Source organism: Sodalis sp. RH15 (assembly GCF_047324255.1).
In the GTDB taxonomy this organism is placed as follows: Bacteria; Pseudomonadota; Gammaproteobacteria; order Enterobacterales; family Enterobacteriaceae; genus Acerihabitans; species Acerihabitans ligni.
In genome coordinates, this window is the sequence record NZ_CP178738.1 from 1,469,772 (window position 1) to 1,490,246 (window position 20,475).

The window sequence follows — 20,475 nt, forward strand, 5'->3', positions numbered from 1 at the left end:
TTCCACCACATCGGCACGCTCACCCTTTAACAGGTCCGTTGCACGCTCGGCGATCGCGGGCCCGGGCCGCCATGGGCCGACGCTACTCACAGGCCGACTGGCGAAGGGCCAGATATTCCTCTTGAAAGATACACATCCGGATGGTGTTGCGGTATTCGCCGTTAACGAAAAATTCCTTGATCAATACCCCCTCCACGTTGAATCCCAGCTTGCTGTAGATGTGGATGGCCTTTTCATTCTCCTGGTCAACAATGAGGTAGAGTTTATGCAGGTTTAGCACCAGGAACCCATATTCCATGGCCAGCCGGGCGGCGATGCCGGCATAGCCATGCCCCTGATGCGTCGGATCGATCAAAATCTGGAATTCGGCGCGGCGATGGATATGGTTGATTTCCACCAGTTCCACCAGACCGATTTTGATGCCTTCCTTATCGATGATAAAACGCCGCTCGCTTTGATCGTGAATATGCTTGTCGTAGAGGTCGTTCAGTTCCACAAATGCTTCATAGGGTTCCTCGAACCAGTAACGCATTACGCTTTCATTATTATCCAGCTGATGGACGAAATAAAGATCCTCGCGTTCCAATGGGCGTAATTTTATATTGTAGGTGTTAGAGAGTTTATTTTCTACGATCATAATTTATTTATTAATAATAAGATAATAATGATTTTAATCGGGCCGGGGCGCTGCGTTTCAATGCTCCGGCGCGGTGGATGTCAGGTTAATAACTAATACTCCGGTGATAATAAGCGCCATGCCGAGTATAGCGTAAAGATCCAGCTTTTGATCGAAGAACAGATAGCCGGCAATGGCCACGAAAACGATGCCCAAGCCTGCCCAGAGCGCGTAGGCTATGCCCACCGGGATGGATTTGAGTACTAATGATAATAATAAAAAGGAAGTAATATAGCCGGCAATCACCAGAATGGAGGGATAGAGTTTCGTAAAACCCGCCGAGGCTTTAAGTGATGTGGTAGCAATAACTTCGGATAAAATAGCGATCAGGAGATATAAATACGTCATAGGCATTAATCATTTTCTCTAACAAAGGCCGCCAATATTACCACGTTAATATGGAATGTGAAATTGACAATTTACCGCTGTTTTTAATATTCGGCAGGATGATTATTATTCTATAAAGAATTTGACGATTTATACCGCCGGCCTATTGATTCAGCCATATCGGCGTTTCCGGCCGGACCCCGCTGTGTTGGGAGGGGCCGGCAGTGCGCGCGGCGGCACGGTTCCTCCGGGGGAAGCAGATTCCTTAAAATGGGAAAAAAACGAAGCTTAATGGAAATCATTTTCATCGTGCCGTGGCCGCCCGAAGAAAATGTGTAACAAGGTTCAAAAGCTTGGGACGGCTCACGGATCGACAATAAAACCGTCCCGGGGCTCATCCTCCGCTTATTTATGCCGATAAACCTTTACCCCTCTTCAAGGACGGTTTTGGTTATGAAAAAATTAGTACATTTACCTTTTTTGGTTCAAATGATAAGTGGTTTTGCAGTCGTTATTTTTATGATGCTTTGCTTGGGCGGAGTATCGTTGTACCACCTTAGCAATACCAATGCCCATATAGACGACTACCGCAACAACTGGCTGCCCGGCGTGCGCTACACCCTGGAGATGCGCGAAAATCTGGCGGAGCTGCGGTTGCAGCAGATACAGTATATCTCCTCGGCGACGGAGAGCGACCGCGAGGGGCATCGGGTAGAGCTCATGCAGGCGGTGGCGAACTATCGTCGTGCTCAGGATCATTATATTGCTTTGCACAGTCCGTTAAGCTCCACCCCGTTATTCAGCCAGATCATCGCCAATTTTGATCAGTTCAGCCAGGCGAATGATGAGGTGGTGAAAGCCATGAGCGCCGGCGATGTGACGTCGGCCATCCAAATCAGCGGTGATAATTCACGCAAATACCGCACTCAACTGATGATTGATCTGGCCACCATGGTGGATCGGGAAATCAGCGGCAGCAACAAGGCCGCCGACGAATCAAGCCAGGGGTATTTTATCGCCAAAACTTCTCTGCTGGGACTGGGGCTGTTCGCCCTGGTGATTTCCGGCCTGCTGGCGACGGTCATCGCCCGAAATCTGTGGCGGCAGCTGGGCGGCGAGCCGGCTTATGCCACGGCCATTATGCGTAAAATCGCCGAGGGCGACCTGACCACGGGCATCCAGGTGAGGGCGAAGGACAGCGGCAGTCTGCTGGCGGCGCTGAATGCCATGAGCCAGCAGCTGCGCGATACCATTAACGGTATCATCCGCGGCAGCGAATCCATTTCGGTGGCCTCGGGCCAGATTGCGCAGGGAAATACCGATCTTTCCCAGCGTACCGAAGAACAGGCGTCTTCGTTGATCCAGACGTCGGCCAATATGCAGCAGCTGACGCAGACCGTGCATCAGAACGCCGATAATGCCAAAGAGGCCAGCGAGCTTGCCACGGTAACGTCGCGTACCGCTTCCCAAGGCGGTAAGATCGTTGCCGAAATGCTGACTCAGATGCGCGATATTTCGCAAAGCTCGAAAAAAATCGTTAATATCATTTCTGTCATTGAAGGTATCGCCTTCCAAACCAACCTGCTGGCGCTTAACGCGGCGGTTGAAGCGGCCCGGGCCGGTACCCAGGGCAAGGGTTTCGCGGTGGTGGCCAGCGAAGTCAGAACCCTGGCGCAAAAGAGCGCCGACGCGGCCAAAGAGATTAAATCCTTGATTGAAGGCACGGTGGAGAAAATCACCGCCGGCTCTGACCGCGCCGATCATGCCAGTAAAGCGATGACGGAAGTGGTGGATTCGGTGGATAAAGTGGCCGCCATTATCCGTGAGATCGCCAATGCCAGCAGCGAGCAGCATTTGGGCATCCAGGAAGTGGGGCAGGCGGTTGCGCAAATGGATCAGGTGACCCAGCAAAATGCGGCGCTGGTTGAAGAGGCCGCCGCCGCAGCCCGGTCGCTTACCGAACAAGGAGAGGAATTGCGTAAAACCGTCAGCTTTTTCCAGACCGCCTGATTGGCGGTCCGGCCAAGCAGAGGTAATCATAAGGACAGCGGTATGCCGGTAGAGCATTATCCCTATGTATCACAGTGGTCCGCGCCGGGACTGAATCAGCGAATACTGGCCGGCGCCGATCCCTGCGGGGATCCGGATTGGCGGGAACAGTCCGGCTTTAGCGATGCCCAGGAGTATCGCTTCTGGTCCTGGCGAATCTGCGGGATCGCCTGTTTTCAATCGCTATTGCTATACCGGCGCCGGCACGGGGCGACGCCGGACCCGTCCCTCTGCTCGCGTTATGCCATCTGGCGCCATGCCATGGCGGCAAAAGCCTATATCCCGCAGCCGGACGGCTCGGTTAAGGGGTTGATTTATGCCCCTTTTGTGGAGATGATCGTACGCCTGTACGGCATTTCGGCCCGGGTGGATACCGCCATCAGCCGGGAGAGCCTGGCGGACTGCCTGTCAAGGGGGATGCCGGTAATGGCGTCGGTTTCGCCTAAGATCCGCCATGCCGACGGATACAATAGCGATCCCGGCGCAAACGGCGGCCATTTGGTGTTGTGCTACGGGCTGGAGGGGGATCGGGTGTGGTTCAATAATCCCTCGGCCACCGAGACGGCCCCTTACCACTCTTCACTGCCGCTGGACGCGTTTTTTTCCTGGTGCGCCGGCCGGGGCGTGGTGTTTGACGCGGCGTCCTGCCCCGCTTCGACCTAAGGTTAATCCTCTCGCGCCGTCAGGTAGCGGTACCGGCGGCGGCAACCACGGGGATAGCCGTGCCGGCGCCTCCGGCAACGTCTCGATCAAGCCCTAACGGCCGGAAGCCGGTTTTCGTTTTACCGGCTGCGGTTTGCGCGAGACCGATTCCCCCGCGTTGGCGGGCAATCGCAGCAGATCCACCAGCCCTATCAGCGACATCAGGGTAATCAGCACAAACGCCAGCCGATAGCTGATGCCGGGCAAATCCCCCATACCCAAGAGCGGCGCCGCTTTCTCTCCGATCCGCACGCCGATGGCGCCGATGGTGATGCCCATGCCGATGGAGAGCTGCACCGCCGTACTGAACAGGGTATTGGCATAATTCATGTCGCTCTGCGGGATATCGGCGAAGGCCAGGGTGCTGATGCCGGTAAACTGCATCGATCGGCATAGGCCGCCGTAAAACAGTACGCTAAGAATGACCCAGCTCGGCGTCGTCGGCGTCAGAAAGGCGCAGGCCAGCAGCGACAGCGCCCCAAGAGTGCCGTTTACCAGCAGGACCTTGCGGAAACCGAAGTGCCGGATAAGCGGCGTGGTGGCGGGTTTCATCGCCAGGTTGCCGGCAAACACCGCCAGCACCAGAGAACCGGCATGGAACGCGTCCATGCCGAATCCCACTTGGAACATAATGGGCAGTAAAAACGGCACCGCGCCGATGGCCATGCGAAATAACGAACCGCCGCCGAGAGTCACCCTGAAGGTCAATACCTTAATGGAATTCAACCGGATCATCGGGTTTTCGGCCCGCTGCAAATGGCGCAGGGTCAAAAACAGGGCCAGCAGGCCCACCAGCAGATACAACAGCATGTAAGGCCAGGGGGCATCTTGCCGGCCGGTCAGTTCCAGTCCGTAGACCAGGCTGAGCATCGCGATGCCGCTGGTGACAAAACCAATCAGGTCAAACGGCGGCCGTACCGTGCGGGGCGGGTTGGGAATAAGCTTCCAGGCGGCAAAGATGGCCACTATTCCCAGGGGCAGGTTGATAAAAAAGATCCAGCGCCAGCTTGAGTAGTCGGTAATAAACCCCCCCAGGGGCGGCCCCAGGATCGGCGCCACCAGCGCCGGCCAGGTTAACGTGGCGATAGCTTTGATCAACTGCGGTTTAGGCGTGCTTCTGAGCACCGCCAGGCGCCCCACCGGCACCATTAATGCGCCGCCGGCCCCTTGCAGGATGCGCATCAGGACAAATTGCGGCACGTTTTGCGTCAGGCCGCACAGCACCGACGACAGGGTAAAAATGGCCAGCGCGACGGTAAAGACCTGCCGGGAGCCGAAGCGATCGGCGATCCAGCCGCTGGCGGGGATCAATACCGCCAACGTCAGCAGATAGGCGCTCATGCCGATATTCAGATCCACCGCGGAAACGCCGAAGGTCACGCCCATTTGCGGTAATGCGGTAGCGATGACCGTGCCGTCGATATACTCCATAAAAAACGCGCCGGCTACCAGCAGCGCCATGCCCGATATCCCGCCGGAAGACACCTGTTCAGGCGGGTTATCCGCTGTGTCGGCGTCCCTGATCTCCGTCAACGCGGAAGTCGGTTGTTTCTCATTCGCCATTGCCTGCTCAAATCCTTAAAACACGTTTTTACCTACCCGTCGGTATCAGAATACCGGCAAACCTGACCCGCTACGCGCGGGGTATGGATATTACTTTACCTCCGGGGAATAATTTGTCATACAAAAAAATGAGTGATTATACCAGTGGGCATAAAGATGTAGGACCGGCAACAATCGTGCCGGTGTTTTCGGGCGAAAGGAGAAATGTTAACCCGCCGGTTTGCCGGAATCGCGGCGGGTTTTGACCACCGGCTCCAGATTGCCGGCGGAGTGCCTGCCGGCGGTGATGGATTTGCCCACCATGACTATCATGACCGCGAGGATAATAATACCCAGCGCCGTCCATTCCGTCCCCGTGAGACGTTCACCGGCGAAACCCATGCCCAGCAGTACCGCCACCACCGGATTGACATAGGCATAGCTGGTGGCCAGCGCCGGACGGGCGTGTTTGAGGAGGAACATATAGGCACTGATGGCAATGATTGAACCGAACAGGATCAAATAGCCCACCGCCAGAATGCCGGCCATATCCGGCATCCGCACCAGTCGTTCGCCGCTGATGCGGCTGGCGCAAAGCAGTACCGTCCCGGCCACCAGCATCTCCATTGCTCCGGCCATCAAACCTTGCGGTAGCTGGAGTTTGCTTCCCCATATGGAACCGAACGCCCAGCTGATGGAGCCGACGATCAACAGCATGGCTCCCAGCGGATGTTCAGTGAGATTGCCGGACGTATTCAACAAGATAATCCCCGCCAGTCCGATGGCAATGCCCAGCCATTCAAGCCCGGTGGCGCGGATGCCCCACAGGCTGCCGAAAGCCACGGTGAACAGCGGTACGGTGGCGACCACCACGGCGGCAATGCCGGACGGCACCTGCATATGCTCCGCCACGGTGACCAGCCCGTTGCCGATGGCCAGCAGCAATATGCCTATCGCGCCGGCGTTCACCGTCTGGCGCAGGGTGGGAAGACGGTCGCCTTTAAGCAGCAGCACCGTCAGCAACAGGGCGCCGGCCAGGAAAAACCGGACTCCGGCCATCATCAGCGGCGGACAGGCGCCGACGCCGACGCGGATAAAATAATAGGTGGAACCCCAAATGACATAAAGCGTAAACAGGGCCAGTGCGAGTTTGAAACCGGGCGAATCCTTTAAGCGCATTTTTTTTCCTGTAAATGTCTAGCAATTGAATCCTAACTTAACCTATTTTATTAGCACTCAATGAGGTATTTACGCACCGTTTACCCGATGAAAGCACGGGAAAACCACCCATATACCTTCGATTCAACGTTCAACGGCCGGCGGACAAAATATGGATAAATTCGACGAATTGATATTGCACGCGCTGATGGAAAACGGGCGATTGAGCTATGCCGAGCTGGCGCGCCGGGTGAACCTTTCACCGCCGGCGGTGGCCGAGCGCGTGGCCAAGCTGGAAGCAAAAAAAGTCATCACCGGCTACCATGCCCATATCAATCTGGAAAAAATGGGGCTGGATATCTCTTTTATTGTTGAACTGCGTCTTAATCATAACCACTGGCAGAATATCCTGCAGGCATTGACCCAGATGCCGCAGATTTTGCAGTGCTACCGGGTCACCGGCGAAGCCTGCGTGATGATAAGGGGCGCGGTGCGCAATATGGCGGCTTTGGAAGCTTTTATCGAAGAAGTCAGCCGTTTTGGGGCCACCAAAACGTCCATCATCCTGTCGGCACCGGTAGAGCGTATCGCGCCGCTGTCGCTGAGCTAATTGCCGAAGGTAAAAACGCTTTCCGGAAAAACGTGATATGCATCACATAAATTTGACAGGCCATCCCCTTTTGCCTAGTATAAAAGTGTGATTTACATCACAAATTAATAGCTAATCCGAGGAATCTGCCATGAAAGTGCTGCGCAAAATGAAAGCGTTTTTGAAGAAGCAAGGCGATATACATGCACAAGCCGCCAGGCTCGCCATGTTTTAACCAGGCGCATTCACGCCTATTCCAGTTCGATGATCTCATGACGCCCGCTTAAGATCGGCCCGCTGAGGATTTTGTAGCCGTCGCGGTCGAAATTTTTCGCCACTTTATTCAGGGCCGCGGCGTCGGACAGATTGTTTACAGACCCCAGATAATACCAATTATTCACCACGTGGATTTGGCGAAACGCCGCCCCCTGTTCCACCAGGCCTATTGCCCCCGCATAGGGCCAGCTGAATATGCGCATCTGCTGCAGCGCGTCCATCAGGCGAAGATGATGCTCCTGCGGCGTCTCCTTACCGCAGCAGGCCCCGGCGCAGCGTCCGAGATGAAAGCGGAAACAGGGGCGGCCGTGACTGATCCTTTCCAACCCCAGCAGGCTGTAACATAAAAATTCGCTGTCGCCGATATCCAGCAGCCTTTGCTGCGCGGAATGGCGGTTGGAGAACAGCCCGTATAAATCCGCTGCGCGGGCGAAGTCTATCTCCTTGGCCGAGACAATAACCGGCATACCGTTCACCAATTGGATGGAGCAGAGCTGGCGGCTGCGCCGCAGCCTCTTGTTATGCAGCGGCTGATATTGCTTGATCATCTGCGCCTCCAGCAACAGCGCGCCGATTTCTCCGGCGGTGGGGTAATAGCTGACGCGCCGGGCCTGGCGCAGCATGCGCGCTTCCTCGGCGGTACGAAAATGGGACATCACTCGGCTGCGGATATTGATGCTTTTACCTATATACAGCGGCATGACGTCGCTGTCGCCATGGAAAACGTACACGCCGGGGGCGGCGGGGAGGCTGTCGATAAATGAACGCAGATGTTCCGGATACTGATAAATCTCGGCGGGATCGAATTCCCGCCGGACGGTGGTGAGACGCTTGCGCACTGAATAAAACCCGCTCTACTGTTGTTTTGTACAGCATAGCAGGTTATATTTTAACATAACAGCCTAAAATATCGCCGGCAGGGTAGAAAATGAGCATATCCTGCCGGAAAATCCACGCTGACGCTATTGCCGGCTAGGACGAGCCATCTGCCGCCCGGTTCCGCCCGGGGAAGGCGGCGCGGACGCCATCAGTGCTTATGCCCGTGATCGTGGCCGCCGCGGGGCGTTGGGGACGGGTTGGCGTCAACCGCCAGTTCCGCCGCCTCCAGCGGAATCAGGTTGATGCTGCCGTGGCGCACGCCGGTCTGGGCAATCACCGACTGGGCAAACTCAGTCAGTTGCCGCAGCGGTCCGCGCAAAATAGCGGTTTCCACGCATTCGTCATGGCTCAGATGGGCATGCATGGTGGAAATGGTCAGTTCATGATGATCATGCTGCAGTTCGGTAAGACGGGCGGACAGCTGGCGTTCGTGGTGGTCGTAGACATAGCTGAGTATGGCGATAAAGGGCGTATTCACGTCGCTGGCGGCCACCTGGCGTCCCAGCTCGCGCCGCAGCATATCGCGGAAGGCTTCGGAGCGGCTGGCGTAGCCGTTGCGCCGCATTAATTCGTCGAAAGCGAGCGCCAGCTCATCGTCCAGGGAAAGGGTCAAACGTTGCATGTCTTTGTTCCGGGTTAAAGGCTATAAGCCAGTGTGAAACATTTTTATCCCCAATCATAGACGCAGTATGTTAAATGGTGACCAATCCCCGCACTCCTTCCGCTTCCATATCCGCTCCGCGCCCGCGCTGCACGATCTGGCCGCGGGACATGACCAGATAACTGTCCGCCAGGGCGGCGGCAAAATCATAAAACTGTTCCACCAGTAAAATGGCCATATCTCCCCGGGCCGCCAGGGTTTTGATGACGAGGCCGATCTCCTTGATAACCGAAGGCTGTATGCCTTCAGTGGGTTCATCGAGGATCAATAATTGCGGCCGGCAGGCCAGGGCGCGGGCGATGGCCAGTTGCTGCTGCTGGCCGCCGGAGAGATCGCCGCCGCGCCTTTGTTTCATTTCAGCCAGTATGGGAAACAGCGAATAGACTTCCGCCGGCGGCTGTTTGGCCTGGGCGCCCGGAAAGCGCGATAAGCCCAGCAGGATGTTCTCCTCCACCGTCATGCGCGGAAAGATTTCCCGTCCCTGCGGCACATAGGCGATACCCGCCTGGACGCGCTGGTGGGTTTTGCGCCCGTTTATCAGCTCGCCCTGCCAGCGGATGCGGCCGGTTTTAACCGGCAGCAGTCCCATAAGGCATTTGAGCAGGGTGGTTTTACCCACGCCATTGCGTCCCAGCAGGCAGGTGACCTGGCCGACGCGCGCCTCAAACGACAGGCCGCGCAGGATATGGCTGCCGCCGTAAAACTGATTCAACTCTTCCACCTGCAGCATCCGGTTTCTCCCCAGGTAAAAATTTGGTTTTCCCGCTATCGCCCCAACGGAATGCGATTATCGCCCCAGATAGACTTCAATCACCTGCTCATTGGCCTGGACTTCCCGGAGCGATCCCTCCGCCAATACCTGACCCTGGTGCAACACCGTGACATGGTCGGCGATGGTTTCCACAAATCCCATATCGTGCTCCACCACCATAAGCGAGTGCTTACCCGCCAGCGAGCGGAACAGCTCGGCGGTATAGGCGGTTTCGGCATCGGTCATGCCGGCGGCGGGCTCATCCAGCAACAGCAGATGCGGTTCCTGCACCAGCAGCATACCTATTTCAAGGAATTGTTTTTGTCCGTGGGACAGCATGCCGGCCGCGCGATGCCGCTCATGGCTCAGGCGCAGCGTCGATAGCATGGCGTCAATGCGGTCCCGCTGTTCGCTGGTGAGCTTATTGCGCAAACAGGCCCAGACCGATTTATCGGTTTTCAGCGCCAGTTCCAGGTTTTCAAATACCGTTAAGGCTTCAAATACCGTCGGCTTCTGAAATTTACGGCCGATGCCGGCCCGGGCTATTTGGGTCGGGCTGAGCCGGGTCAGATCGGTCTGCTGATCGTAAATGGCCCGGCCGCTCTGGGGACGGGTTTTACCGGTGATGACATCCATCAGCGTGGTCTTGCCGGCGCCGTTGGGGCCGATAACGCAGCGCAGTTCGCCGACGCCTATCTGAAAGGAGAGGGAGGTTAGGGCGCGAAAACCGTCGAAGCTGACGTTGATGTTTTCCAGCGACAGCACCGGGTCGCGCCGATCCCGCCTGGCGTCCGCCGGATAGGTTTGCGTCAGTAGGCCTTCATTCATAAGCCCCTCCTTTTACGCAGCAGGCCGATGACGCCCTGGGGCAACAGCAGGGTGACCACGATAAACATCAGGCCGAGAAACAGCTGCCAATATTCCGGCATCGCCACAGTGAACCAGCTTTTGGCGCCATTGACGATGCCGGCCCCCAGCAAAGGGCCGATCAGGGTGCCCCGCCCGCCCAGCGCCACCCAGATCGCCGCTTCAATGGAGTTGGTGGGGGACATTTCCCCCGGATTGATGATCCCCACCTGCGGCACATACAGCGCGCCCGCCAGACCGCACAGTACCGCCGACAAGGTCCAGATGAACAGCTTGAAGCCCTTGGGATCGTAACCGCAGAACACCAGACGGTTTTCCGCGTCCCTTATCGCCGTCAGCACCCGGCCGAACTTGCTTTGCGCCAGGGCGAAACCCAGCAATAAACTGGCGGCCAACAGCAGTACCGTTACCATGAACAGTGCGATCCGGGTGGACGTGGCGGTTACCGTATAGCCCAGTAGGGTGGTAAAACCGGTAAAACCGTTATTACCGCCAAAACCGGTTTCATTGCGGAAAAACAGCAGCATGGCGGCATAGGTCAGCGCCTGGGTCATGATGGAAAAATAGACCCCTTTGATTTTCGAACGAAATGAAAAATAACCGAAAACCAGCGCCAGCAGGCCGGGGGCCAGGATAATCAGACAGAGCGCCCAGGCGAAATGCTCGGTGCCGGTCCAGTACCACGGCAGTTGAGTCCAGGATAAAAAGGACATAAACGGCGGCAAACCGTCCCCCGCCGCCTGGCGCATAAGGTACATGCCCATGCCGTAGCCCCCCAGCGCGAAAAACAGCCCGTGTCCCAGGGACAGCAGCCCGGCGTAGCCCCATACCAGATCCAGGGCGATGGCCACCACGGCATAGCAGAGGATTTTACCCACCAGTGTCAGGGTATAAGTGGAGATAGCCAGCGGATGCCCCTCGGGCAGCAGGGCCAGCAGCGGGAAAATCACCAGCGCGATAAAGCCCAGTCCGGTGAGCGTGATGGCGATGCGCGGCGCTTTTTGCACCGCGGTTATGGTTAAGGGCTGGCTCATCAGTCAATCACCCGGCCTTTCACGGCGAACAGACCCTGCGGCCGCTTTTGGATAAACAGCACAATCAATGCCAGGATAAGGATTTTACCCAGCACGGCGCCGATCTCCGGCTCGAGGATTTTGTTGACGATACCCAGCCCAAATGCGGCCGCCACGGTGCCCGCCAACTGGCCCACGCCCCCCAGCACCACCACCAGGAACGAATCGATAATATAACCCTGGCCCAGTTCGGGTCCGACATTGCCCAATTGGGACAACGCGACGCCCCCCAGGCCGGCGATGCCGGAACCCAGGCCGAAGGCCAGCATATCCACCCGGCCGGTGGGAACGCCGCAGCAGGCGGCCATGGCCCGGTTTTGAGTTACCGCACGGATATTCATGCCCAGCCGGGTTTTATTCAGCAGCAGCCAGCACAGCGCCAGTACGGCGAGCACAAACAAAATTACCGCTATGCGGTTCCAGGGCAAGACCAGATTCGGCAGCAGTTGAATACCGCCGGACAGCCAGTCAGGATTGGCCACCTCCACGTTTTGGGCGCCGAACAGCATGCGGACTCCCTGGATAAGCACCAGGCTGATACCCCAGGTAGCCAGCAGGGTTTCCAGCGGGCGGCCGTAAAGGTGGCGTATCACCGTGCGCTCCAGCAGCATGCCGATGCCGCCGGTGACGGCAAAGGCCACCGGCAGGGCCGCCAGCGGATAAAAAGCCAGTAATTGCGGGGTAAACTGCTGCATCAGCATCTGTACCAGATAGGTAGAATAGGCGCCGAGCATCAGCATTTCGCCATGGGCCATATTGATTACCCCCAGCAGGCCGTAGGTAATGGCCAGTCCCAGCGCCGCCAGCAATAATATCGAACCCAGCGAGAGTCCGGTAAAGGCCTGGCCCAGCAGGTCTCCCAGCAGCAGCCGATGCCTTACCTGTTTTAAACTGTTGATAGCGGCGGCACGGACCTGGGCATCGGGTTCGGTGTTAACGTTGGTGAGGGATGCCAGACGCGCCTGGGTATCCGGATCGCCGGATTGGCCCAATAGCGTCACCGCCTGGAGCCGCACCTGGGGATTGGCATCGTTTAATTGCAGATTGGCCAGGGCGGCCAGCAACGCACCGTGCACCGACGGATCCTGCTCCGCTTTTAAACGGGCGGTCAGCAACGGCAACTGGTCCGCCTGGGCTTCCCGTTGCAATACCTTGGCGGCCTGTAACCGCACGCGGCGATCGTTGCTCACCAGCTGATGAGCGGACAGCGCATTGGCGATAAGATTGCGCAGCCGGTTATTCAGCCAGACTTTTTTAACCGCGCCCTGCGGTTTGCCATCGCCTTCCATGGGCAACAGCTGCGTATCCCTTTGGATAAAAGGCCGGCCCGCCTCGTCGATAACCACCTCTTCCCGCCGCAATGACTCCAGCAACGGTAAACGCGAGGCATCCGGCGCCACGGACCAGTTTTCCAGCATCTTGGCCTGCATGCTGCGGTTTGCAGCGACAAAATCGGCGGCGGGACCGGCTAAGGCCCCCAGCGGCTGGCATAAGCACAATGCCAGGGCTACCCACCGTAATAAACGAATTAAACCGCTCATGATATTCACCCGTTCTGGCGCCGGAATAATCAGGCGCCGGCCACGCTCCGGCACCCATACCATACCCTCTCGCTGGCCTTACTCAGATCACATGGCGCTTTTCACCGGATGATCCGGTTTTTTCTCATCGCCGGGAATATAAGGGCTCCAAGGCTGGGCGCGAATGGGTTTATCCGTCTGCCAGACCACGTTGAACTGACCGTTATCCTCGATCTCGCCAATCATGACCGGCTTATGGAGGTGGTGATTGGTCTTATCCATGGTCAGCGTGAAGCCTGACGGCGCCGCGTAGGTCTGTCCCGCCATGGCCGCCCGGACTTTATCCACGTCCGTTGACTTGGCTTTTTCCACCGCCTGGGCCCACATATGAATGCCCACGTAGGTGGCTTCCATGGGGTCGTTGGTCACCACCGTAGCGGCATTGGGCAGATTATGGGCTTTGGCATAGGCCCGGTAATCGGCGACAAATTTCTTGTTGGTGGGATTATCCACCGACTCGAAATAGTTCCAGGCCGCCAGATTGCCCACCAGGGGTTTGGTATCGATACCCCGCAGTTCTTCCTCGCCTACCGAGAAGGCGATAACCGGAACGTCGGTGGCCTTGATGCCCTGGTTGGCCAGCTCTTTATAGAACGGCACGTTGGAATCGCCGTTAATAGTGGAAATGACCGCGGTTTTACCGCCGGCGGAGAATTTCTTGATATTGGCGACGATGGTCTGATAATCGCTGTAGCCGAAGGGGGTATAGACTTCTTCGATATCTTTATCCGCCACGCCTTTGGAATGCAGGAACGAGCGCAGGATCTTGTTGGTGGTGCGGGGATAGACATAATCGGTACCGAGCAGGAAGAAGCGTTTGGCGCCGCCGCCGTCTTCGCTCATGAGATATTCCACCGCCGGGATAGCCTGCTGGTTAGGGGCCGCGCCGGTATAAAATACGTTCGGCGACATCTCTTCCCCTTCATATTGCACCGGATAGAACAACAGGCCGTTCAGCTCTTCAAACACCGGCAGCACTGATTTTCGCGATACCGAGGTCCAGCAGCCGAACACCACCGCCACTTTGTCCTGGGTTAACAGCTGACGGGCTTTCTCGGCAAACAGAGGCCAGTTCGACGCGGGATCCACCACCACCGGCTCCAGCTGTTTACCTAAAACCCCGCCGTGGGCATTGATATCATCAATGGTCATCAGGGCCACATCTTTCAGCGGCGTTTCAGAAATCGCCATGGTGCCGGACAGTGAATGCATTATGCCGACTTTGATGGTATCCGCGGCCAGGGCGCCCCAACTGATGCCCATGCCGATAACGGTAGCGGAGAGGGCAAAGGCTTTAAGCAAACTACGTCGTTGCATACAATTCACTCCAAAATGAGTTGTGGATAAACATAAACGGCCCGTTGTAAAGGGTGACAATGTCTTTTGATGCCGCGATAGTGATTGCCGGTTCGGCCTGCCTGGCGTCCGGCGGTTACGCTTTGCCCCTGCGGTGGCCGGGGATGCTTTGAGCAAAGCAAACGCCGTGCCAGATACCTCTGGTCTAGCCCACCGGCTTTTCTCCTCTTTACCATGGGCATAAAAAACCAGGCGTGCACCAGCGGCGGGCATCGATGCGGCATGGCGGGGCGGAAAGGCTATTTATCATCCAATCCGGGGGGAAAGAAGGGCTAACGGAGTGCAGAGGACCGATAAGATGTTATATAAACCGTGCAGAGCGGATAGGGCCTCGCGGTGTCGATCCCCCTTATCTTAAGAGGTGCCGCTGGGGAAATTAGTAAGAGAAGCTAAACTTTCAATTGTCCCAAAAGGCACTTTTGTTCAGTGCTGATTTCTTCTTTGAAGGGTGCATGATGGCCGATTGACATGCTAATGGCCTGGGCTGGTGACGCGACGCCCCCGCCATGGAACAGCGGGCGCAGGCGATTGGCGATTGGCGATTTGGCAGGGCAGTGAATTTTGAACAGATAATAATGCTATCAAAAACGCCGTATAGCGGCGAGAGAGTTATTGCCGAGTTCAGGCTTTAGACCATTGTGGTTTGCGCCAAACATTGAGGGGTTTTTATGGTGGCCTAAGCCATATATAAAAAATTAAATAATCATATCAACCCTATAAAAAACATGAATAAATAAATCACAGCTCAGGCAATTTTTCATATTGTCCGAGCCGTGGCTTTAAGCAAAATAAATAAGGCATAACCTGGGGAATATATTAGCCGGCTATATTGACTTTCATCGTCGCCAATTTAGACAGTTTAATATCGGTGTCTTTTTCTTCCTTTAAGGTTTCAGCCAGCAGCGCCTTCCCTTCGCTATATTTCAACAGTTCAGCCAAAGCGCAAAGAGTGCCGTAGGTGGCAATTTCGTAGTGCTCCACCTTTTGGGCCGCGGCAATAAGTCCCGCATCGCGCACCGGGCCTTTTTCCACTTCGTCGATAATTTCTTGTCCCTCTTCAACCAATCCTTCCATTGCCAAGCACTTCATCCGCTTGATCTTCACATTAGGGGTCGCTTCCACCAATTTATCAATACGTTCTATCTGACCGTGCGTTTGCTCAAGATGCGCTTGGAATGCCGTGACCAACTCGGGATCTGTTGCGGCGCGGGCCATTTTCGGTAATGCGCGGGTAATTTGCTTTTCAGCACTGTACACATCCGATAGGGCATGGATAAAAAGGTCTTCCAGAGTTTTGATATTCATTTATGTCTCCGCGGCAGGTTTTAAAACATTAATAAGAAAGGCCCTTTTTCAATGAAAATCCCTTTATGATATAAGTTTAGTCAGAGAGTGGTAATAAAACAAACAGTGGCGTTAATATAAGAGAGTGAAATGATAATTGCTATCATGAATAATAATAAATTCATGGGGTTGGCGCTGCGTTTTTTTTCATATTTTCCCATTGCTAGAATAATAAATCGAGAGGTAGAAGGTATTTAGAATAATGCAACCTAAAATATAAGCCGATAACGGCCTATTTGTCGTTTGGACCATAGCCTCATGAGATACGAAAAAAACTTTTGTGGCCTTTAGTTTTATCACCCTGGCGGGGCTTTTGGCTATGCCGGCTTTCGTAGCGCATATGCAGCAGCGACGCTGTCGGCTGGATCACATTTTTTACTCGAGAATGCACGTCACAACCTTCAAGACGTTTAATCCTCCTTTCAGGTCTGCCGCCATCGCGGTAGGATAATTGAAGTAAGGCATAACATAAGCAGTGGCACTTTCAGTAACGTGCCGGGGAGAAGGGCGCGGATCGCGCTTTTATAGCCGCCGGCGAGCCTAACAGGCCCCGATAATTCAAATAAGGATGCAAGAATGGTTAATTTCAAAGAATTTATGCGTTTTTTCCGCGAGAAGATAAAGCACCCGCATAACGCCACGGTGCCGCACGATCCGGATATCACTTCATTGATTTCCGCGCTGGGCGAGCAGGAAAATATCGTTGATGTGGATGCCTGTATCACGCGTTTGCGGGTGAAGGTCAAGGATTTGAGCAAGGTGGATACGGGGGAAATCCAGCATTTGGGCGCCGTGGGGGTGGTTGTGATAGGCCAGGAAATCCAGGCCATTTTCGGACGGCAATCGGATAATCTACGCCGCGAGCTGGCGGAACGTTTCGGTCTGGAGGACAAGTAGGGGCGAATCGCCTTCGATCCTGTTTGCGCTCCCCCTTTAATAGGCCCGGTCCTTCGCCATCGCCGGCAGGTCAAATCGACCCATGGCCTCTTTCCGGCAAGAGGACATAATCGATAACGTCATTGGCCTGTTCGGGCGGTTTGGTGCATTTCAACATCGGCAGTGGCGCGATAACCGTACCGCCGGCGGGAAAGATGGCCTTTCGTGGGTAACTCGCCCCGGACGGACGAGGCGGAACGGGGACAAAAAAATAAGGCGCAGAGCACGGCATCCGGTGATGGCTTAATACCGGAGCCTGGCCGCTGCGCCAAGGACAGGCGGGCGTACATATTGTTATTCTTTTTTGGACTTAATTGAAGCTGAAGTATAAAGAATCAATATGACGTTTTTATTGCCATGCCGCGTTGACGCTGTCCGATGACGGAATCATGAATCAAATTTGATAATTTTAAAAAGTGATCATTTCAATGCACGATCCGCGATGGCGCAGGCGTCACCGCTTTAGCCGCATTATATCGGCTCAATCTCCGCCGGCGATCCCGGCAGCGGCACATAGCGCTGCCATTGCCTGTCGATGAATCTAAAAATGAGCTGTTCAATGAAACGATCCTGTCCCGACTCGGAAAGTAAATGGACATGCAGTTCCCTTTCGCTTTCTTCCAGCAATAAGCCGACATAGATCGTTCTTAATGCAATATCGGCCCCTCGGGGCAAGGGGTGGCAACTTTGTTCCCACTGACTGACGATCGTCGCGCCCACGCCCATTTTCTCTCCCAGTTCCCTTGTTAATAGATTCATTTCGCTGCGTATAAAATACATCTCCCGTCCGGTCAGAGATCCCCGGCGATTAATTAATGCCTTGGCGATTAATCGATGTAAACCGGATTTATCTTCAATGCGGTAGGCGAAGCCCTTATTCATTTTCTCTTGCACATAACCGTTGATGAGCCAAACAATTGATAATCCGCAATCTTTATAATGAAACATAATTTTCCTTATTAATAATACATCCTAGTTAATTTGATATGTAATCAATACTGGCGTGCCGGATAATGATCGCTAAAATAGCATGATTGAGCTCATTTAATAGCACGTGGATCATATAAGAAAAATTTTATAATTACAGTGAGCTGCCAGGAGGTAATAACACTCTTTCCCCTCTTCTTGAAGAATTGGCTCAACAGGGAAGGGTATTTATTACAAAAAGAGTAATATTGGAACTATACTTTTTATAATTATATATTTTCTATGAATGGGTATTGTTTGCTTTCTGTCCAGGGTACGCTCGGCGCGGGCGTTGAATTCGTCGCCGATGCCAATGATACCGCGCCCTAGAGGCTTTGCCGCCGGCCGGCGTCCGCTGTTACTCTGTGGACGTCCATGGGTTGGCTAATAATGCGGTACTGTCGCGATCCACCAGAGTGAAACCCACATCCATCATTACCGGCGGGGACGTTGTGTTACCCTTCAGCCGCTCCAGCAAAGCCGCGGCCGCCCGGCGGCCGATACCGGCACCGTCGATTCTTACCGTGGACAGCGACGGGAAGGTAAACGCGGCGAAATTCATATCGCCAAAACCCATGACGGCAAATTCACCGGGAACGTTTATTCCCTGGCAAGCGGCCTCGGTCAGCACGCCATGGGCCAGCGTATCCGATGAACAGACGATCATCAGCGGCCGCTGCCGCAATGGCAGCAGCGTCAGAAGGGCTGCCCGTCCCTGGGACAGCGCCGGCAATCCATGAAAGGTTTGGCGATGGCGGGGAGCTATACCGTGCAGCGCGAGCTCCCTTATGAAGCTTTCGCTGCGCCGATGGCCGCGCGGATCGTCCACTTCCACAATAGCAAAATCCCGATAGCCTTTCGCCAGCAGATGCTGCGCTTCCCGCCGTCCTATCTCCTCATGGGAAAAACCGATGAGCATATCAATGGGTTCTTCGGTCATATCCCAGGTTTCAACCACCGGGATGCCGGTGGATTGCAGTCGCCTACGGCTCAGTTCGGTGTGAATGGTACCGGTCAGGATAATGCCGTCGGGGCGGCGGCTGAGGACAACGTCAATCAATTCCTCTTCCTGCTCGGCATGGTAGCCGGAAATGCCTAGCAAGACCTGGTAGTCGGCTTTGGCCAGCCAGGTCGCTATGGCCTGGTAGGTATCGGAAAAAATCGGATTGGTGAGTACCGGCACGATGACCGCCACCAGCCGGGTGCGGTTGGATGCCAGCGAACCGGCGATTTGATTGCGCACGTAGCCGGTTTCTTCAATCACCTGCCGTACCCTCAACAGCGTGGCTTCTTTAACCTTGCCGGGCTCGTTCAGTACGCGTGAAACGGTAATGGGCGCCACGCCCGCCAGACGGGCCACTTCAAATACGGTAACGCCCTGGGTTGACCGGGCACTGACATTGCGGGGTTTTTGCGGCTTGGGCATGGGGTTGCTCGGAAAGAAGACCGGTGCCAATGCTACAACGCCGGGGATATCCGGGCAACCCAAACCGCCTGGGGCCGGCTGCCTTCCGGGCGTCCATTATTGACAACCTTTTTAACCATATGAATATTCTATGTTCAGATTTACATTTTATCGGTCGTCGCCGCAGGGTATTTAATATCTTTCATTTCAGGGCATTGAAACCGCACGGCGGTGAAAGGCCGGTTCTAAGGCGCGTTGAGGCGCCAGAGATACAAAAAAAAGCTTTCCCGCGGGAACGGTTTGCGTTTATAACGGTATTACCGTCATCTTCGGGCGGTACGCTGCCAATTCACCCGACCAACAGGCCTTGCTCTTCAGGCCAGGAGCATCGAGATGATTATTGAACATTTAAAGCGTCTGTTTCTTGTCTTACCTGAAGAACCCAGCGCCGACCGGGCTTCCTGTTCCGAAACCGATGCATTGTTCAGCGCCATGGGCTGCGATCATATGCCGGTTTACATGCCCGCCGAAGTCTGGCAACGGGTCAGCGATATGGAGTACGACCAGCACCGGGTATGAATATGAACTGCCGGGCGCGGTTTCAAGCGATGCGCAGCCGTGCCGGGCCGATATCTGATTACACTCATTGATTGAATGCACGTTAGCGCGCTAACGTCTAAAACCTCCAATCCGCTAGGCAATAGCCCGCTCTTTTCCTCCGAGTCGCGCCCAGATAATTCTATTTTCCCCTATGGCGTTTCCTTAATAATAATTAACCCTCTATAACCACTGCGAATTTATAAATTTCATTTAAAGATGTTTTCGTTTTGTTATTGTTGTTTAATAATAGTATCTAATAACGTTCATATGTTGAACTCAATAAAAATCTGGCGGTCAGTAAAGCGTTCGGCAAGGGCCGCAACGGGCAATCCGGCCTTTACGATAAATCCGAATCTCTTCGTTTGGGCGAGGCCGGCCGGCATGTTTAACGCGGGTTTTGCCTGGACATATCCATCGGTCCGGTGGGGCAGATTAACGGCTAACCGCCGGCGCCCATGAAACCCCCGAGGGTGCGCAAGCAGGATATTTCAATTGATGGTTCACTGCTATGCGTTGTTTTAAAACAAAAAAATATCATGTGATGCTCTCTTTTCCTATGGCGGCCGGCGGAAATAATCAGCGTGTCCATTTGACAGTGGCGCTCCCGCCGCGCCGCGCCCGACGGGGCCATAGCCTGGTTAGGGCGCTTGCGCCGGGAAGAATAAACGTTTCGGGCTTGTTCCGGATGTCCATGAATAGTTCAGTAGTGGCTATAGTTATAAGTCTGCTACGAATTTC

The 20,475-nt window shown here is 55.0% G+C and carries 19 protein-coding genes; 5 read left to right on the plus strand and 14 right to left on the minus strand.

From position 1 onward, the window contains the following. Nucleotides 1–82: 82 nt before the first annotated feature. Nucleotides 83–637, minus strand: coding sequence for a spermidine N1-acetyltransferase (gene speG, locus ACL2XO_RS06910; RefSeq protein WP_413726727.1), 555 nt, complete (start codon nucleotides 635–637; stop codon nucleotides 83–85). A 57-nt stretch (nucleotides 638–694) separates the two neighbouring features. Further along, the gene (locus ACL2XO_RS06915; protein ID WP_413742438.1) at nucleotides 695–1,024 is read right to left on the minus strand and encodes a DMT family transporter; all 330 of its coding nucleotides are present in this window, start codon (nucleotides 1,022–1,024) and stop codon (nucleotides 695–697) included. Between the two features lie 432 nt (nucleotides 1,025–1,456). On the opposite strand from ACL2XO_RS06915, the gene ACL2XO_RS06920 reads away from it, so the two are divergent. Next, nucleotides 1,457–3,013, plus strand: coding sequence for a methyl-accepting chemotaxis protein (locus tag ACL2XO_RS06920; RefSeq protein ID WP_413742439.1), 1,557 nt, complete (start codon nucleotides 1,457–1,459; stop codon nucleotides 3,011–3,013). A gap of 42 nt (nucleotides 3,014–3,055) precedes the next feature. Then, nucleotides 3,056–3,715: a C39 family peptidase gene (locus ACL2XO_RS06925; protein WP_413726729.1), complete on the plus strand. Its 660-nt coding sequence runs from the start codon at nucleotides 3,056–3,058 to the stop codon at nucleotides 3,713–3,715. Nucleotides 3,716–3,808: 93 nt separating this feature from the next. On the opposite strand, the gene ACL2XO_RS06930 is transcribed toward ACL2XO_RS06925, so the two are convergent. Further along, entirely contained in the window at nucleotides 3,809–5,215 is a 1,407-nt protein-coding gene (locus tag ACL2XO_RS06930) for an MFS transporter (RefSeq protein ID WP_413743043.1), read from the minus strand. 309 nt (nucleotides 5,216–5,524) lie between these two features. Beyond that, nucleotides 5,525–6,475 carry a drug/metabolite exporter YedA gene (yedA, locus tag ACL2XO_RS06935; RefSeq protein ID WP_413742440.1) on the minus strand — a complete coding sequence of 317 codons (951 nt, stop codon included), beginning with the start codon at nucleotides 6,473–6,475 and terminating at the stop codon, nucleotides 5,525–5,527. Nucleotides 6,476–6,626: 151 nt separating this feature from the next. On the opposite strand from yedA, the gene ACL2XO_RS06940 reads away from it, so the two are divergent. Beyond that, nucleotides 6,627–7,064: an Lrp/AsnC family transcriptional regulator gene (locus tag ACL2XO_RS06940; protein ID WP_132923158.1), complete on the plus strand. Its 438-nt coding sequence runs from the start codon at nucleotides 6,627–6,629 to the stop codon at nucleotides 7,062–7,064. Nucleotides 7,065–7,294: 230 nt separating this feature from the next. Here ACL2XO_RS06940 and cho read toward each other — a convergent pair whose 3' ends face one another. From cho to ACL2XO_RS06980, 8 genes are all read right to left on the minus strand, one after another. After that, a complete protein-coding gene (cho, locus tag ACL2XO_RS06945; RefSeq protein ID WP_413726731.1) occupies nucleotides 7,295–8,158 on the minus strand; it encodes an excinuclease Cho in 864 nt (287 codons plus the stop codon). Between the two features lie 188 nt (nucleotides 8,159–8,346). Continuing rightward, the gene (nikR, locus tag ACL2XO_RS06950; RefSeq protein WP_413726732.1) at nucleotides 8,347–8,820 is read right to left on the minus strand and encodes a nickel-responsive transcriptional regulator NikR; all 474 of its coding nucleotides are present in this window, start codon (nucleotides 8,818–8,820) and stop codon (nucleotides 8,347–8,349) included. 70 nt (nucleotides 8,821–8,890) lie between these two features. Beyond that, nucleotides 8,891–9,589 carry an urea ABC transporter ATP-binding subunit UrtE gene (gene urtE / locus ACL2XO_RS06955; protein ID WP_132923155.1) on the minus strand — a complete coding sequence of 233 codons (699 nt, stop codon included), beginning with the start codon at nucleotides 9,587–9,589 and terminating at the stop codon, nucleotides 8,891–8,893. A gap of 57 nt (nucleotides 9,590–9,646) precedes the next feature. After that, nucleotides 9,647–10,438, minus strand: a complete 792-nt coding sequence (gene urtD / locus ACL2XO_RS06960; RefSeq protein ID WP_132923154.1) for an urea ABC transporter ATP-binding protein UrtD — start codon at nucleotides 10,436–10,438, stop codon at nucleotides 9,647–9,649. Then, nucleotides 10,435–11,511: an urea ABC transporter permease subunit UrtC gene (gene urtC / locus ACL2XO_RS06965; protein ID WP_413726733.1), complete on the minus strand. Its 1,077-nt coding sequence runs from the start codon at nucleotides 11,509–11,511 to the stop codon at nucleotides 10,435–10,437. The genes urtD and urtC overlap by 4 nt, the downstream gene beginning before the upstream one ends. Then, a complete protein-coding gene (urtB, locus tag ACL2XO_RS06970) occupies nucleotides 11,511–13,091 on the minus strand; it encodes an urea ABC transporter permease subunit UrtB (RefSeq protein WP_413742441.1) in 1,581 nt (526 codons plus the stop codon). Before urtB ends, urtC begins: the two co-directional genes overlap by 1 nt. An 87-nt stretch (nucleotides 13,092–13,178) precedes the next feature. Next, nucleotides 13,179–14,447, minus strand: coding sequence for an urea ABC transporter substrate-binding protein (gene urtA / locus ACL2XO_RS06975; protein WP_132923151.1), 1,269 nt, complete (start codon nucleotides 14,445–14,447; stop codon nucleotides 13,179–13,181). Nucleotides 14,448–15,302: 855 nt separating this feature from the next. Further along, nucleotides 15,303–15,791: a ferritin-like domain-containing protein gene (locus ACL2XO_RS06980; protein ID WP_132923150.1), complete on the minus strand. Its 489-nt coding sequence runs from the start codon at nucleotides 15,789–15,791 to the stop codon at nucleotides 15,303–15,305. Between the two features lie 615 nt (nucleotides 15,792–16,406). Between ACL2XO_RS06980 and ACL2XO_RS06985 the strand changes: the two genes are divergently transcribed. Further along, complete coding sequence (locus tag ACL2XO_RS06985) at nucleotides 16,407–16,727, plus strand: glucose PTS transporter subunit EIIB (RefSeq protein WP_132923149.1); 321 nt, start codon at nucleotides 16,407–16,409, stop codon at nucleotides 16,725–16,727. A 510-nt stretch (nucleotides 16,728–17,237) separates the two neighbouring features. Here the strand turns inward: ACL2XO_RS06985 and ACL2XO_RS06990 are convergent. After that, a complete protein-coding gene (locus tag ACL2XO_RS06990; RefSeq protein ID WP_413726735.1) occupies nucleotides 17,238–17,714 on the minus strand; it encodes a hypothetical protein in 477 nt (158 codons plus the stop codon). A gap of 376 nt (nucleotides 17,715–18,090) precedes the next feature. After that, on the minus strand, nucleotides 18,091–19,158 hold the full coding sequence (locus ACL2XO_RS06995; RefSeq protein ID WP_132923147.1) for a LacI family DNA-binding transcriptional regulator: 1,068 nt from the start codon (nucleotides 19,156–19,158) through the stop codon (nucleotides 18,091–18,093). Nucleotides 19,159–19,530: 372 nt separating this feature from the next. Between ACL2XO_RS06995 and ACL2XO_RS07000 the strand changes: the two genes are divergently transcribed. Beyond that, nucleotides 19,531–19,716: a hypothetical protein gene (locus ACL2XO_RS07000; RefSeq protein ID WP_203522616.1), complete on the plus strand. Its 186-nt coding sequence runs from the start codon at nucleotides 19,531–19,533 to the stop codon at nucleotides 19,714–19,716. Nucleotides 19,717–20,475: the final 759 nt, after the last annotated feature.

Excerpts from the sequence above, each read along its gene's own strand:
- ACL2XO_RS06995 (WP_132923147.1), bottom strand. The coding sequence starts at position 19,158 with ATGCCCAAGCCGCAAAAACCCCGCAATGTCAGTGCCCGGTCAACCCAG.
- ACL2XO_RS07000 (WP_203522616.1), top strand. The coding sequence starts at position 19,531 with ATGATTATTGAACATTTAAAGCGTCTGTTTCTTGTCTTACCTGAAGAA.
- urtE (WP_132923155.1), bottom strand. The coding sequence starts at position 9,589 with ATGCTGCAGGTGGAAGAGTTGAATCAGTTTTACGGCGGCAGCCATATC.
- ACL2XO_RS06925 (WP_413726729.1), top strand. The coding sequence starts at position 3,056 with ATGCCGGTAGAGCATTATCCCTATGTATCACAGTGGTCCGCGCCGGGA.
- yedA (WP_413742440.1), bottom strand. The coding sequence starts at position 6,475 with ATGCGCTTAAAGGATTCGCCCGGTTTCAAACTCGCACTGGCCCTGTTT.
- nikR (WP_413726732.1), bottom strand. The coding sequence starts at position 8,820 with ATGCAACGTTTGACCCTTTCCCTGGACGATGAGCTGGCGCTCGCTTTC.
- ACL2XO_RS06980 (WP_132923150.1), bottom strand. The coding sequence starts at position 15,791 with ATGAATATCAAAACTCTGGAAGACCTTTTTATCCATGCCCTATCGGAT.
- ACL2XO_RS06930 (WP_413743043.1), bottom strand. The coding sequence starts at position 5,215 with ATGGCGCTGCTGGTAGCCGGCGCGTTTTTTATGGAGTATATCGACGGC.
- urtA (WP_132923151.1), bottom strand. The coding sequence starts at position 14,447 with ATGCAACGACGTAGTTTGCTTAAAGCCTTTGCCCTCTCCGCTACCGTT.
- ACL2XO_RS06920 (WP_413742439.1), top strand. The coding sequence starts at position 1,457 with ATGAAAAAATTAGTACATTTACCTTTTTTGGTTCAAATGATAAGTGGT.
- urtD (WP_132923154.1), bottom strand. The coding sequence starts at position 10,438 with ATGAATGAAGGCCTACTGACGCAAACCTATCCGGCGGACGCCAGGCGG.
- ACL2XO_RS06915 (WP_413742438.1), bottom strand. The coding sequence starts at position 1,024 with ATGACGTATTTATATCTCCTGATCGCTATTTTATCCGAAGTTATTGCT.
- ACL2XO_RS06940 (WP_132923158.1), top strand. The coding sequence starts at position 6,627 with ATGGATAAATTCGACGAATTGATATTGCACGCGCTGATGGAAAACGGG.
- ACL2XO_RS06990 (WP_413726735.1), bottom strand. The coding sequence starts at position 17,714 with ATGTTTCATTATAAAGATTGCGGATTATCAATTGTTTGGCTCATCAAC.
- urtC (WP_413726733.1), bottom strand. The coding sequence starts at position 11,511 with ATGAGCCAGCCCTTAACCATAACCGCGGTGCAAAAAGCGCCGCGCATC.
- ACL2XO_RS06985 (WP_132923149.1), top strand. The coding sequence starts at position 16,407 with ATGGTTAATTTCAAAGAATTTATGCGTTTTTTCCGCGAGAAGATAAAG.
- urtB (WP_413742441.1), bottom strand. The coding sequence starts at position 13,091 with ATGAGCGGTTTAATTCGTTTATTACGGTGGGTAGCCCTGGCATTGTGC.
- speG (WP_413726727.1), bottom strand. The coding sequence starts at position 637 with ATGATCGTAGAAAATAAACTCTCTAACACCTACAATATAAAATTACGC.